At 56.2% G+C, this 14,326-nt stretch carries 10 protein-coding genes; all 10 read left to right on the top strand.

Going from position 1 to position 14,326, the window contains the following annotated elements; translation table 11 throughout:
• Positions 1 to 5: 5 nt before the first annotated feature.
• Positions 6 to 869 (top strand): F0F1 ATP synthase subunit gamma, encoded by an 864-nt coding sequence (atpG, locus tag HMPREF3096_RS04130; protein ID WP_008806722.1) that lies wholly within the window; start codon positions 6 to 8, stop codon positions 867 to 869.
• A 26-nt stretch (positions 870 to 895) separates the two neighbouring features.
• Positions 896 to 2,278 carry a F0F1 ATP synthase subunit beta gene (atpD, locus tag HMPREF3096_RS04125; RefSeq protein WP_008806723.1) on the top strand — a complete coding sequence of 461 codons (1,383 nt, stop codon included), beginning with the start codon at positions 896 to 898 and terminating at the stop codon, positions 2,276 to 2,278.
• A 20-nt stretch (positions 2,279 to 2,298) separates the two neighbouring features.
• On the top strand, positions 2,299 to 2,718 hold the full coding sequence (locus tag HMPREF3096_RS04120) for a F0F1 ATP synthase subunit epsilon (RefSeq protein WP_008806724.1): 420 nt from the start codon (positions 2,299 to 2,301) through the stop codon (positions 2,716 to 2,718).
• 693 nt (positions 2,719 to 3,411) lie between these two features.
• On the top strand, positions 3,412 to 4,782 hold the full coding sequence (gene glmU / locus HMPREF3096_RS04115; protein WP_016162025.1) for a bifunctional UDP-N-acetylglucosamine diphosphorylase/glucosamine-1-phosphate N-acetyltransferase GlmU: 1,371 nt from the start codon (positions 3,412 to 3,414) through the stop codon (positions 4,780 to 4,782).
• A 183-nt stretch (positions 4,783 to 4,965) separates the two neighbouring features.
• Complete coding sequence (gene glmS, locus HMPREF3096_RS04110) at positions 4,966 to 6,795, top strand: glutamine--fructose-6-phosphate transaminase (isomerizing) (RefSeq protein WP_008806727.1); 1,830 nt, start codon at positions 4,966 to 4,968, stop codon at positions 6,793 to 6,795.
• Positions 6,796 to 6,939: 144 nt separating this feature from the next.
• Positions 6,940 to 7,767, top strand: coding sequence for a heteromeric transposase endonuclease subunit TnsA (locus HMPREF3096_RS04105; RefSeq protein ID WP_021702543.1), 828 nt, complete (start codon positions 6,940 to 6,942; stop codon positions 7,765 to 7,767).
• Entirely contained in the window at positions 7,754 to 9,841 is a 2,088-nt protein-coding gene (locus tag HMPREF3096_RS04100) for a Mu transposase C-terminal domain-containing protein (protein ID WP_047721697.1), read from the top strand. Before HMPREF3096_RS04105 ends, HMPREF3096_RS04100 begins: the two co-directional genes overlap by 14 nt.
• Complete coding sequence (locus tag HMPREF3096_RS04095; protein ID WP_047721700.1) at positions 9,834 to 11,444, top strand: ATP-binding protein; 1,611 nt, start codon at positions 9,834 to 9,836, stop codon at positions 11,442 to 11,444. Before HMPREF3096_RS04100 ends, HMPREF3096_RS04095 begins: the two co-directional genes overlap by 8 nt.
• A 1-nt stretch (position 11,445) precedes the next feature.
• Entirely contained in the window at positions 11,446 to 12,948 is a 1,503-nt protein-coding gene (locus HMPREF3096_RS04090; protein WP_047721701.1) for a TnsD family Tn7-like transposition protein, read from the top strand.
• Positions 12,941 to 14,314: a Tn7-like element transposition protein TnsE gene (locus HMPREF3096_RS04085; RefSeq protein ID WP_228704796.1), complete on the top strand. Its 1,374-nt coding sequence runs from the start codon at positions 12,941 to 12,943 to the stop codon at positions 14,312 to 14,314. Before HMPREF3096_RS04090 ends, HMPREF3096_RS04085 begins: the two co-directional genes overlap by 8 nt.
• Positions 14,315 to 14,326: the final 12 nt, after the last annotated feature.

The following is a 14,326-nucleotide window of genomic DNA, read 5'->3' as shown; positions in this document are numbered from 1 at the left end:
AGCTCATGGCCGGCGCAAAAGAGATACGTAGTAAGATCGCAAGCGTCCAGAACACGCAAAAGATCACTAAAGCGATGGAGATGGTCGCCGCTTCCAAAATGCGTAAATCGCAGGAGCGTATGGCGGCCAGCCGTCCTTACGCAGATACTATGCGCAAAGTGATTGGTCACCTTGCGAACGGTAATCTGGAATATAAGCACCCTTACCTGGAAGAACGCGACGTTAAGCGCGTGGGCTACCTGGTGGTGTCGACCGACCGTGGTCTGTGCGGCGGCTTGAACATTAACCTGTTCAAGAAACTGCTGGCGGAAATGAAAGCATGGTCCGATAAAGGCGTTCAGTGCGACCTCGCAATGATCGGCTCTAAGGGCGTCTCTTTCTTTAACGCCGTTGGCGGTAACGTGGTTGCACAGGTGACCGGTATGGGGGATAACCCCTCCCTGTCCGAACTGATCGGCCCGGTAAAAGTGATGTTGCAGGCCTATGATGAAGGCCGTCTGGACAAGCTGTACGTTGTCAGCAACAAATTTATTAACACCATGTCTCAGGTTCCGACGATCACTCAGCTGCTGCCGTTACCGGCATCAGAAGACGCTGATCTGAAACGTAAATCCTGGGATTACCTGTACGAACCCGATCCGAAAGCGCTGCTGGATACCCTCCTGCGTCGTTATGTCGAATCTCAGGTCTATCAGGGCGTGGTAGAAAACCTGGCCAGCGAGCAGGCCGCACGTATGGTGGCGATGAAAGCCGCGACCGACAATGGCGGCAGCCTGATTAAAGAGCTGCAGTTGGTATACAACAAAGCTCGACAGGCCAGCATTACTCAGGAACTCACCGAGATCGTCGGTGGTGCATCCGCGGTATAACCAGGTTAATTCGTAGAGGATTCAAGATGGCTACTGGAAAAATTGTCCAGGTAATCGGCGCCGTAGTTGACGTCGAATTCCCTCAGGATGCCGTACCGCGCGTGTACGAAGCTCTTGAGGTGCAGAATGGTAAAGAAGTTCTGGTGCTGGAAGTTCAGCAGCAGCTCGGCGGCGGTATCGTTCGTACCATCGCCATGGGGTCTTCCGATGGTCTTCGCCGCGGTCTGGAAGTAAAAGACCTCGAGCACCCAATCGAAGTCCCGGTAGGTAAAGCAACACTGGGTCGTATCATGAACGTACTGGGTCAGCCGGTCGACATGAAAGGCGACATCGGTGAAGAAGAGCGTTGGGCTATCCACCGCGCAGCACCTTCCTATGAAGAGCTGTCCAGCTCTCAGGAACTGCTGGAAACCGGTATCAAAGTTATCGACCTGATGTGTCCGTTCGCGAAGGGCGGTAAAGTTGGTCTGTTCGGTGGTGCGGGTGTAGGTAAAACCGTAAACATGATGGAGCTGATCCGTAACATCGCGATCGAGCACTCCGGTTACTCTGTGTTTGCGGGCGTCGGTGAGCGTACTCGTGAGGGTAACGACTTCTACCACGAAATGACCGACTCCAACGTTATCGATAAAGTATCCCTGGTATACGGCCAGATGAACGAGCCGCCGGGAAACCGTCTGCGCGTTGCGCTGACCGGCCTGACCATGGCTGAGAAATTCCGTGACGAAGGTCGTGACGTTCTGCTGTTCGTCGATAACATCTATCGTTACACCCTGGCCGGTACTGAAGTATCCGCACTGCTGGGTCGTATGCCTTCAGCGGTAGGTTATCAGCCGACTCTGGCGGAAGAGATGGGCGTTCTGCAGGAACGTATCACCTCCACCAAAACCGGTTCTATCACCTCCGTACAGGCGGTATACGTACCGGCGGATGACTTAACTGACCCATCCCCAGCCACTACCTTTGCTCACTTAGATGCAACAGTAGTACTGAGCCGTCAGATCGCTTCCCTGGGTATTTACCCGGCCGTTGACCCGCTGGACTCCACCAGCCGTCAGCTGGATCCGCTGGTTGTTGGTCAGGAACACTACGACACCGCGCGTGGCGTTCAGTCCATCCTGCAGCGTTATCAGGAACTGAAAGATATCATCGCCATCCTCGGTATGGACGAACTGTCTGAAGAAGACAAACTGGTGGTAGCTCGCGCACGTAAGATCCAGCGCTTCCTGTCCCAGCCGTTCTTCGTAGCAGAAGTCTTTACCGGTTCTCCGGGCAAATACGTGGCGCTGAAAGACACTATCCGTGGCTTTAAAGGCATCATGGAAGGCGAATACGATCACCTGCCAGAGCAGGCGTTCTACATGGTCGGTTCCATCGACGAAGCCGTGGAAAAAGCCAAAAAACTTTAACGCCTTAATCGGAGGGTGATATGGCAATGACTTACCACCTGGACGTCGTCAGCGCAGAGTTACAAATGTTCTCTGGTCTGGTCGAAAAAATCCAGGTAACGGGTAGCGAAGGTGAACTGGGTATTTACCCGGGACACGCGCCGCTGCTCACCGCCATTAAGCCTGGTATGATTCGCATCGTTAAACAGCACGGTCATGAAGAGTTTATCTATCTGTCTGGCGGCATTCTTGAAGTGCAGCCTGGCAGCGTGACCGTTCTGGCGGATACCGCAATTCGCGGTCAGGACCTCGACGAAGCGCGAGCGCTGGAAGCGAAACGCAAAGCCGAAGAGCACATTAAGAGCTCCCATGGCGATGTGGATTACGCTCAGGCGTCTGCGGAACTGGCCAAAGCGATCGCTAAACTGCGCGTTATCGAGTTGACCAAAAAAGCGATGTAACACCGGCTTGAACGTAAAAAGCCAGTCTGGTTTCCAGGCTGGCTTTTTTTATGGCCAGCGGCTGGCGAGCGGATAAAGTGAAAACAGGATCCACCCTTAATTGTTATTGATTAGTTAAATGATGAGGCGTAGACTCTATTTTTGTGATGTATGTCACATAAAGAGCGTTATCAAACTGCACCTGCGTCAGGAAATCATCATGAAACTGTTCCATAAAATCATCGCCAAATTCAGCGTACTGAGCTTCTAAGCCACGCGCTATTCCCCGGCTTGCACGACGTATCGCCCATCAAAACGACAACACTGGCGATGTGCAACCGGTAAATGAAGGTCACCTGACGGTGGCCTTTTGTATTTTATTGATGCCACCAATCACTTCAGCTCTCCCCTGCCTGCGGCTGATTTACTCTCAGTCGGCTCATCTCCTGTTAATCTCCGCCAATAGGGCCGCGCTCTGCCGCTTTATTCAGGTGGCGAAAAAACAGCAAAAGCAGTGAGATAGTCAATGATTACCCTCCCCACCCCCTTTTTTCAGCGTTAAACTGATTTGCAGTGGTTAAAAATAGCGTCATAAAATGGTGTATAACCGCGAGCCTGGGCGTTTTCTCCACGTCTCGTTTTATGATGAAAAATATGTAGAAATTTCAACGTGAAAGGCTTTTACTTTCCGTTCTAACTACCGTCAGGATGAGTATGTCAAATAGTGCGATGAGCGTGGTTATCCTTGCCGCAGGCAAAGGGACCCGCATGTATTCCGATCTTCCTAAGGTGCTGCATACTCTGGCCGGGAAGCCAATGGTGCAGCATGTCATTGATGCCGCTAACGATTTAGGCGCATGTGCGGTGCATCTGGTGTACGGTCACGGTGGCGATCTGCTGCGTCAGACCCTCCATGAAGACAACCTGAACTGGGTGCTGCAGGCTGAGCAGCTCGGAACCGGACACGCTATGCAGCAGGCGGCACCCTTCTTCAATGATGATGAAGACATTCTGATGCTCTATGGCGACGTGCCGCTGATCTCGGTTGAGACGCTACAGCGCCTGCGCGCCGCGAAACCACTGGGTGGCATTGGTCTGCTGACGGTGAAGCTGGATGACCCAACGGGCTACGGCCGCATTACCCGTGAAAATGACCAGGTGACGGGCATCGTTGAGCACAAAGATGCCAGCGAGGCGCAGCGCCAGATCCAGGAAATCAACACCGGGATCCTGATCGCCGGCGGAGCAGACCTCAAGCGCTGGCTGGCGAAGCTCACCAATAACAACGCTCAGGGCGAATACTACATCACCGATATCATCGCCATGGCGTATCAGGAAGGGCGCGAGATCGTCGCGGTGCATCCGCAGCGCCTGAGCGAAGTCGAAGGCGTCAACAATCGCCTGCAGCTTGCGCGCCTGGAGCGCGTCTACCAGGCTGAGCAGGCAGAAAAATTACTGCTGGCGGGCGTGATGCTGCGCGATCCGGCGCGTTTCGATCTGCGCGGTACGCTGCAGCACGGGCGCGATGTGGAGATCGATACTAACGTTATTCTGGAAGGCAATGTGGTGCTGGGCGATCGTGTGAAAATCGGCGCCGGCTGCGTGATCAAAAACAGCACCATCGGCGATGACTGCGAAATTAGCCCCTATAGCGTGGTGGAAGATGCCCAGCTGCAGGCTGCCTGCACCATCGGCCCATTTGCCCGTCTGCGTCCAGGCGCCGAACTGCTGGAAGGCGCCCACGTTGGCAACTTCGTGGAAATGAAAAAAGCGCGTCTCGGGAAAGGCTCCAAGGCGGGTCATCTGACCTATCTGGGCGATGCGGAGATCGGTGATAACGTCAATATCGGCGCGGGCACCATCACCTGCAACTACGATGGTGCGAACAAGCATAAAACGATTATTGGCGATGATGTCTTTGTCGGCTCGGATACCCAGCTGGTGGCGCCCGTCACGGTAGGCAACGGCGTCACTATCGCCGCCGGGACCACCGTCACGCGCAATATCGCCGATAACGAACTGGTGTTGAGCCGCGTACCGCAGGTCCACAAACAGGGCTGGCAGCGTCCGGTGAAGAAGAAATAATTTGGATTATCGCCGGGGAAATATGCCCGGCGAACCAGGATGAGAGGGTCAATATAGACCCCCGTCCGCAGGCAGTACCATAACAATAACCCCACTCTCTACAAGGCTCGGGGCGCCCGGAAAACGGGCAAATACAGGTCAGCGACAACGCATGGCATATCGCCATTATCAGGAAATTTAACTATGTGTGGAATTGTTGGCGCAGTCGCGCAGCGTGATATTGCTGAAATCCTTCTCGAAGGTTTACGTCGTCTGGAATACCGTGGGTATGACTCTGCCGGTCTGGCGGTGGTCGACAGCGAAGGTCATATGACCCGCGTGCGTCGCTTGGGTAAAGTTCAGATGCTGGCTCAGGCGGTAGAAGAGCAGCCGTTACATGGTGGTACCGGGATCGCCCATACTCGCTGGGCGACGCACGGCGAACCGTCCGAGAGCAATGCGCATCCGCATGTTTCTGAACACATTGTGGTGGTCCATAACGGGATCATTGAGAACCATGAGCCGCTGCGTGCCCTGCTGCAGTCTCGCGGCTATGTCTTCGTCACCGAGACCGATACCGAAGTTATCGCCCATCTGGTGCACTGGGAGCTGGAACAAGGTGGTACCTTGCGTGAAGCCGTGCTGCGCGCTATTCCACAGCTGCGCGGCGCCTACGGTACGGTGATCATGGATACCCGTGACCCGGGAACCCTGCTGGCGGCTCGCTCCGGTAGCCCGCTGGTGATTGGCCTGGGAATGGGCGAAAACTTTATCGCTTCCGACCAGCTGGCATTGCTGCCAGTGACCCGCCGCTTTATCTTCCTCGAAGAGGGCGATATTGCCGAAGTCACTCGCCGCTCGGTGGTGATTTTCGATAAATCTGGCGCGGAAGTGAAACGCCAGGAGATCGAATCCAATCTGCAGTATGACGCTGGCGATAAAGGTATCTACCGCCACTATATGCAGAAAGAGATTTTCGAGCAGCCGAACGCGATTAAGAACACCCTGACCGGGCGCATCAGCCATGGCGAAGTGGATCTCAGCGAGCTGGGGCCGAACGCCAATGAAATGCTGGCTCAGGTTGAACATATTCAGATTGTTGCCTGCGGGACTTCCTATAACTCCGGGATGGTCTCCCGTTACTGGTTCGAAGCATTAGCCGGCGTCCCATGCGATGTAGAAATCGCCTCGGAATTCCGCTATCGCAAGTCCGCGGTGCGTCGCAATAGCCTGATGATCACCCTCTCCCAGTCGGGTGAAACCGCCGATACCCTGGCGGCGCTGCGTCTGTCGAAAGAGCTGGGCTATCTCGGCTCGCTGGCTATCTGCAACGTACCGGGCTCGTCACTGGTGCGTGAGTCCGATCTGGCGCTGATGACCAAAGCCGGAACGGAAATCGGCGTGGCCTCGACCAAAGCCTTTACCACTCAGCTAACCGTGCTGTTGATGCTGGTGGCGAAGCTGGCGCGACTGAAAGGTCAGGATGCGTCTATCGAGCATGATATCGTGCACGGCCTTCAGGCCCTGCCGAACCGTATCGAGCAGATGCTCTCCCAGGACAAGCGTATTGAGCAGCTGGCGGAGCGTTTCTCTGATAAGCACCATGCGCTGTTCCTTGGCCGCGGCGATCAGTACCCGATCGCCATGGAAGGGGCGCTGAAGCTGAAAGAGATCTCCTACATTCACGCGGAAGCCTATGCGGCGGGCGAGCTTAAGCACGGCCCGCTGGCGCTGATTGATGCGGAAATGCCGGTGATTGTGGTGGCGCCGAACAACGAGTTGCTGGAAAAACTGAAATCCAACATCGAAGAGGTTCGTGCCCGCGGCGGTGAGCTGTATGTCTTCGCCGACGGTGAAGCCGGCTTCAACGGTAGCGACAACATGCACATCATCGAGATGCCGCATGTCGAAGAGACGATCGCCCCTATCTTCTATACGGTACCGCTGCAGCTGTTGGCTTATCACGTCGCGCTGATCAAAGGCACTGACGTTGACCAGCCGCGTAACCTGGCGAAATCGGTAACGGTTGAGTAAAACCATCATTACTTGCAAAGGGCTTGTGGGATGCAAATAAAGTTTCATCCGTTTTAATAAAGTATCATCCTTGCAAATAAAGTTTCATCCTTAGCCTGTATCTGCTATGTTGAGGTCATCGACACAGGGGGTGCAGGCTTTCTCATGTCTGGAACATTCAAGGGGCTGACCCAGGCCCAGATCGATAGAAGGCTCAAGGACGGGCGTGGCCAAGGCCAGGGATCAGACTACAAGCCGTTCATCTACACTAGGGACGTGTCCTCGCTGGGGCGCTCCCACCGCCTGCCTGGCAGCAAGACCCGGCGTTTACACCATCTTCTATCCGATCTTGAACTGGCCATCTTCCTGACCTTGGATCGGTCTCCCCATGTCACCGATATCCGTGAACAGTTTCCGATGCGGGTCGAAGATACGGTGCGCATCGCCGAGGAGCTTGGCTTGCCCCACGGGCGTTACAAGGGCACCCCGCAGGTACTGACCAGCGACTTTCTGGTGGATTTCGAAGATCCTCAGCGCCCGAGCATCGCGATTCAGGCCAAGTACAGTACCGACCTGCAGAAGCCTGAAGTTACCGAGAGGCTTGAGCTTGAAAGGCGCTACTGGCAGGAAAAAGGTATTCCCTGGGCCATCGTCACGGAGCGCGAGGTATCCAAGGTGGCATTTGCCAATATCCAATGGCTCTATCCTGCCCATGCTGAAGACGACATCGCTCAGGACGATCTCGCCCATTACCAGCAGCTGTTTCTGCTCGAGTTTCAGCGTCACCCAGACCGGAAGGTGACCGCTATTGCCCAAGGACTGGATACCTCCGGCCAGCTGGAGGCCGGTCAGGCGCTCTATTGGCTACGCCAGTTGTTGGCCCGGCACTGTTTCTTGTTCGATCTTGACACTCCTTACCGGGAGCTGAAGCCGAAAGACCTGGTTGCCAACGCTCATCAAATGCATCAGGAGCTGAGCAGTGTTTCCCGTTAATCAGGTGTTCCGGATAGGGGAACTGCGAAAGCGCCTGCTGTGGTCCGGCACCGAGCAGGCCATCTGGATCGATATCGATTCGGACACGGCGTTGCCCGAACCGATATCGGTTGCAGAGCTGGAGCGTCTGCTCATGGAGCGGGAGCTGGAGAGCATTGCCGATCCCTTCGAGGAGACAGTCCTACGGGAGGTTGAGGAAGGTTCTCTTGATCAGCAGAAGCGTGATGAAGCTTGGGCAATGCTGGCGGATTTTGTGCACGATCCCCAGCTTTTCGTGCGGCGCCCCAGAGGGCTCATTGTCAGAGGCATCATGGAGCGCCATGGTGTCACCAATCAGACGGTGTACAGGTTACTGAGGCGCTACTGGCAGCGGGGCATGTGCAGGAATGCCCTCTTGCCGGACTATGTCAACTCGGGCGCCCGTGGCAAGCGCAGAAAGCCGAACCAGGCCAAGCTGGGCAGGCCCAGAGTGGTGATGGAGGGGAAAGGGAGCAATGTCACGCCGGACATCGAGCGCATTTTTCGCCGGGTCATCGAGGAACGCTTGCTCAAGGAAAAGCATCCGTCCATTCCTGATGCCTACGCCTCTGGGCTGAACCTGCTCCGTGCTGTTCTGCCGGAGCTGACGACCTCCGAACTGCCTACATTGGGGCAATTCCGTTACTTCTATGGGCGCGAATATCACTTCACCGACACCTTGCCACGCAGGGTGTCCGCAGTGGATTTTGCCAAGGATTTCCGACCTCTCAGCAGTACATCGACGACCGAGGCACTGGGGCCCGGATACCGCTACCAGATCGATGCCACCATCGCCGATATCTATCTGGTTTCAGAACATGATCGCAGCCTCATCGTCGGCAGGCCTGTCGTTTACATGGTGATCGACGTGTTCAGCCGCATGGTCGTTGGTATGTACGTCGGATTTGAGGGGCCTTCCTGGGTCAGTGCCATGGTGGCATTGGCCAATACGGTCGCCGACAAGGTTGAGTATTGCCGCCAGTATGGCGTGGAGATCGATGCCAGCGACTGGCCGGTCAAAGGCTTGCCGGATGTGGTGCTGGCCGATAAGGGCGAACTGAATGGCACCAAGGTGGAAGCATTTTCCCAAGCCTTCGGCGTTCGCATCGAGAATGCACCTGCCAGGCGAGGAGATGCCAAGGGGATCGTCGAGCGTTATTTCCGGACGGTGCAGGAGCGTTTCAAGCCCTATGCCAGCGGTGTGGTCGAGCACACCACCAGCCGGAAGCGGGGTGGCCACGACTACAGGCTTGATGCCAGTCTGACCTTGCCCGAGTTCACCCAGATCATCATTGCCGGCATCCTCTACCACAACAACTTTCACACCTTGAGCAAATACGACAGGACCTCTGTTATGCCAGGCGATCTGCCAGCCATCCCAGTCATGCTATGGAACTGGGGCTTGGCCAACCTGACCGGCCGGTTACGTACTGCGCCCGAGGAGCTGGTGCGGATCAATCTTTTGCCCCATGAGTCGGCCACGGTTTCGGAGCTGGGAATCAGGCTGTTCGGCTGCTTCTACACCTGCCAGGAAGCAATCAGGGAGGGTTGGTTTCACCGAGGTCAGGGGCGCCGGCCGACAGGGGTAACGGTCGCATACGATCCGCGTAGCGCCGACCACATCTACCTGCGGCCATCCAATAGTCTCAAGGACTACTGGGTTTGCGATCTTGCCGACCGCAGTCGACGCTTCAGGGGGATGACCTTCTGGGATGTCTGGATGCTGTCCAGAGAGGAACGGCGTAGCGATACCAACGCGGCGGCGGAAGCTTTGGTAGAGAGAGGCAATCTTCTGAAGCAGATCGAGTCCATCGTTGCCCAGGCAGAGGATGCCAGTCCGGTCAAAACGGGTATGACCACGAAGGATCTGGGAACCCAGATCCGCGAGAACAAGCAGCAGGAAAAGCGCCAGGAACGCCAGAAAACAGCATTCAAACTGGAGAAATCACAGCAGAAAAAGCCAGCCGAGGTGATCCCACTGCGGGGCGAGAAGCAGGAAGATTATGCCTTCCCAGATCTCAGTGACCTGATATTCAAGGAGGAAGAGGATGACTGAAGAATTCCAGCGCGGAGTCATTCCCCTGGCGCGTTACCAGGAGCAGCAGCTTCCTGAGTATCAGGACAATCCGCTCATCAGCGCATTGCCTCCGATTCCTGATCTGCAGGAGGTGGTCGGTCTATTGCAGCAGCTTCCCGGTTTCGAGCCGCAGGAGGCGCTTCTGGATGGTCGGCTCAGGGCACATGCAATTGCCCGCCTGTTGCACGGCTTCTTCCAGCCGCTGAGCCATCACTTGGAGCTGGAGAGCAAGATCAGCCTGATGATCCGTCAAGGGTACATCGGTCGGAATCCGGCCAGTGGTGCCTGGTATGCGCACCTGCAGAATGGCTATCGCCGTGTCGAGGAGGAGGATCTGGATGCGGCGGTGTACCAGAGTGTCTCCTCTACGGCCAACAGCCTGTCGCTGTTCGGCTGCTCCGGTTGCGGCAAGACGCGCACGCTGGAGCGGATTCTGAGCATGTACCCCCAAGCCCTCCATCACCCTGATTACAACATCACTCAACTGGTCTATCTGAAGGTCGACTGCCCAATTGACGGTGACTTGGATGAGCTGTGCCTGAGCTTCTTCAACGAAGTAGACAAGATCCTGGGTACCTACTACAGCCGTAGCCACGGACGCAAGAAGCTGGGTACCAAACGTCTGCTGGCATCCATGTGCCAGGTAGCCAATCTGCACGCGCTCGGAGTGCTGATCATCGACGAGGTTCAGAACCTCAACGAGGCACGCTCCGGTGGTGCCGAAAAAATGCATAATTTCTTCGTGTCGCTGGTGAACACCATCGGTGTTCCGATCATTCAGGTCGGCACCCACCGGGCCAGCAAGTTCTTCCAGCGCACGTTCCGGGCTGCTCGGCGGGTCTCCGGGTTGGGCAGCATCCGCTGGGATAGGTTGCCTCGGGACGAGCATTGGAAGCGTCTGTTGAAGCGGCTCTGGAAGTATCAGTGGCTGCGAAATGCGGCGCCGCCGGATGATGAACTGGAGGCTACGATGTACGACCTCACCCAAGGGGTCATGGACATCGTCATCAAGCTGTTCGCGCTGGCGCAGATCCGGGCGATAGTGACAGGTGTCGAGTGCATCAAGCCGCTGTTGCTGCGCAGGGTTTTCGAGGACGAGTTCAAACCGGTCCATCCGATGCTAGCGGCCTTGCGGAGCGGTAGGCCCGAGCTGATCGCCAAATATGACGACCTGCTGATGCCAGAGATCGAGGGACGGTTGCTGACCCTGACTCGCTCTCTGGATAGCGTCCCCCAACCTAAACCGCCGGCCCCTCCGGCAGATGACAAGGCAAAGCGGCTGGCCGCCCTGCTCGAAGGTATGGAAATCCCGAGGGACATCGCCATTCCCATGGCAGATGAATTGTTGGCGGAGAATCCGGACATCCCGCTGGCGGCCCTGATTCACAAGGCCACGGCCTACCTCGCGCAGGACGCTCCCAAGAGGCCCGGCATTTCCAGAGTTAAGCGGACGGAGTGGGGGTGCCTATCCGAGGAGGATCTGCGCCGACGTTATGCCGATGGGCCTGAAAGCGAGGCCTATGACAGATTCAAGCAGGCTGGCTTGATCCTCGATCTGCGGCCTCTGCTGAGAGCGAGCTGACGTGTACTTTCCCAGGCTCTATCCGGACGAGCTGCTCTACAGCGGCCTTGCTCGCTGCCGGGTCCATCTGGGGATCAGCAATCACAAAACTCTGCTTCATATGGCGTTCGGTGACAGCAAGGTCGCCGCCATCACCGACCTGCCCACGCACTTGGCCGCTCTGGCGAACAACACTGGGCTGGATACGGCGAACGTGATCATGCATCACACGCTGTTTCCGCTCTATGCCCCCTTCATTCCAGCGAAGCGGCGTAACGATCTGTTCCAGGCCATGCTTGCTTCCGACCGGTCGACCATCGGTCTGGCTGGGTCTTCGGCGGCTTTGGTCAAGTGGCCCGACTGGCTGCGTTACTGCCCTGTCTGTTTTGAGGAAATGGCTGCCCGTTTCGGTGAGACTTATTGGCGGCGAAGCTGGCAGATTAAAGGGGTAGATGCCTGTCCCGAGCATGGCTGTCAGCTCCTGAACTCACCTATCCCGTTCCGTCGAGCGCAGCGGCATGAATTTCATCCGGCCTCGCCATTGTTTCTGCCCTGTGACTCTCGCACGAGCCCGGCGAGCGAAGAAGCTATCAGGCTCGCCAAGACTGCCACGCAACTGCTGGCGCTTGAAGAGGCGCAATCGCCTGGCTACGGTCGCTGGACCAACCTGTACAGGTACCTGGCCACAGAGTGCGGTGCCAGGCGTGGCCGGCAAGTTAGGGCTGAAGTCATATGGGAAAAGATCCTGGAATCTCACTGCAGGAATTGGCTTACTACGAATGGTCTGCTTTCCCACGAAGAGCCTCCGCCCTGGCTGCTGGCGATGTTCAGGAAGCATCGCAAGGGATTCAGTGCGCTGCAGCATCTGATCGTCTGGACTAGCCTGCGCCCCGGCCAGCATGCTGGCGAGCTGATCGGCGAGGCGAAGACACGCCAGGCCGACGTTTCTCCCGATCAGTTTGCCAGGCAACTTCCGGCAAGGGCAGGCCAAACACAGATGTACCGTACCCTTTGGCTGCAAGCACTGGATAATCACGGTGGAGCCAAGGCAGCTCGACAAAATGGCGGGGATGCGTGTTATGCCTGGCTCTATCGTCATGATCGGCACTGGCTGATGGCTGCGAACCAAGCCAGGCAGCGTCGACAGGGCAACAACAGCCACATCGATTGGCGAGCGCGCGACAGGAAGCTAGTACGTCTGCTGATCCGGCTTGGCAAAGACAGCGAAGATGACCTGACCTTGCCACGCAGGAGCCGCAACTGGTTCCTGCAGCAGCTACCCCATCGGGCATCAATTGAGCACCATCTCGATCAAATGCCTCTGTGCCGCACCTTCCTGAATCGCTATGCCGAGTCCGTCGGCGAGTTTCAGATTCGCCGCCTGACTGCAGCGATGCAGGAGGATATTCGGGTCGGCATATCATCCAGGCGCTGGGAGTTGGAAAAGCGTTGTGGGCTGGAAAAAAGCAGTATGGCACCGCTGACCACTGCGTTCATTCGATTGATAGGAAGATGGATTGAATAGGACCTTATTCCGTCAGATCCAGACCGGATCTAGGCTGTTGGCTATTGGAAACTTGTTCAGAGCCCCTACTCCTGGGGCGCAGTGGCGACTGGCGGCACTCTTCGAGGGTAATGGCCAGTCGCAATTGAAGCGGTTTCCACTGGAAATGTCCTGTGTCCTTGCGGTTGGTCGCGAGTTTCCTGGCGAAGAAGGGGCCCCTTACCGGTCCAGTGGTTTCAAGAAGGCGGTGGTGCTGCCTCCAATAGATAGCTGGCGGGAAAGGCAATTGGGTGACTGTCCAAGGCTCGCCAGAAGGCTGGCTGCAAATCCTGAGATATCTGGACAGCGATGCTTTGTGTTCGAGGTTGACGGTCTGACCGTCTGGTTACCGAAATTCGAGCTGGCACGCAAACTGTTCTTCCACGCAGCTTTCATAGTCCGTGCAGCCTTCGAGCCGAATGGTCTAGACATGGCTTTCACAATCTACAAAGAGGGCGATGCTGTTCATATCCATACGCCTACGAAGACGGGCGCGCCAAGTCAGCTTCTCAAAATTAAGGGATATAGGGACCACTTCAGTTGGCTGCTACTGAATCAGGATGTGAAGCGATCCTTCGAGTCAATCTGGCAAAGCCTCAACCAAGAGCAAGAGCGCACATCGCAAGAGTCGGCATATGCCAGGTGGAAGTTCGACTTCATGGCACCCATTTCCCTAGCGGGTACCACCATGAATATGCGAGGCCCTTTTGATCCGAAAAGCAACGAGTTGCTGGTCTGGGAAATCGAAGCGCTTCAAGGCCTCAGCTTCAGCCATCGAGGCGATATTTTTTTCCACCATCCTGCCCTGAAGCAACCAGTGAGGGGAGAGGGTACTGGCTGTGTATCCGTGCCATCGGGAGCTGAAGAGGTGGAAGTAGATGCTATCGAAGAGCCGACTGCTGCCAAGGAACCAAGGCTGATTCATCTACCCGTTGAGGGAATTACTTTTGATGCTCAGTTGAGCACCAGGATTGCCTACAACGGGGAGCGTGCCAGCGGTCATGGCAAGAAGATCGACGATGAGCAATGCCCGAGCAAAGAAGGCCAACTCTTAGGCGTGGCTGATCCTGTGAGCGGTGGCAGCATAGCGCCAGGGGAATTCCAGCAATTGGGCGAGGGTGATAGGGAGGAGCATGAGCGGTTTGCAAATCGCTTCTCGTTGCTCCGTGAGGTCATTGAACAGATCGCTCAGGAGCCTCGAATTACGCTGGTATCACTGGAGGTGAGACCATTGCCACCCGTTCCGCGCTGCAGCTATCACATGCTCGATCACGAAAAACCACGCTGTTATTTGCTGGCAAAATTCAAACTGCCAAACGGCAATCAGCGCTCATGTACAGAACCTTAAGCGGCAAGCGAA

The organism is Klebsiella sp. HMSC25G12, assembly GCF_001807705.1.
GTDB lineage: Bacteria > Pseudomonadota > Gammaproteobacteria > Enterobacterales > Enterobacteriaceae > Klebsiella > Klebsiella variicola.
The sequence above is the reverse complement of the archived record's forward strand: the minus strand, read 5'-3'. Positions and strand labels throughout refer to the sequence as shown.

Coding starts and splice junctions, on each gene's coding strand:
- atpG (WP_008806722.1), top strand. CDS start 6: ATGGCCGGCGCAAAAGAGATACGTAGTAAGATCGCAAGCGTCCAGAAC.
- glmS (WP_008806727.1), top strand. CDS start 4,966: ATGTGTGGAATTGTTGGCGCAGTCGCGCAGCGTGATATTGCTGAAATC.
- HMPREF3096_RS04120 (WP_008806724.1), top strand. CDS start 2,299: ATGGCAATGACTTACCACCTGGACGTCGTCAGCGCAGAGTTACAAATG.
- atpD (WP_008806723.1), top strand. CDS start 896: ATGGCTACTGGAAAAATTGTCCAGGTAATCGGCGCCGTAGTTGACGTC.
- HMPREF3096_RS04095 (WP_047721700.1), top strand. CDS start 9,834: ATGACTGAAGAATTCCAGCGCGGAGTCATTCCCCTGGCGCGTTACCAG.
- HMPREF3096_RS04105 (WP_021702543.1), top strand. CDS start 6,940: ATGTCTGGAACATTCAAGGGGCTGACCCAGGCCCAGATCGATAGAAGG.
- glmU (WP_016162025.1), top strand. CDS start 3,412: ATGTCAAATAGTGCGATGAGCGTGGTTATCCTTGCCGCAGGCAAAGGG.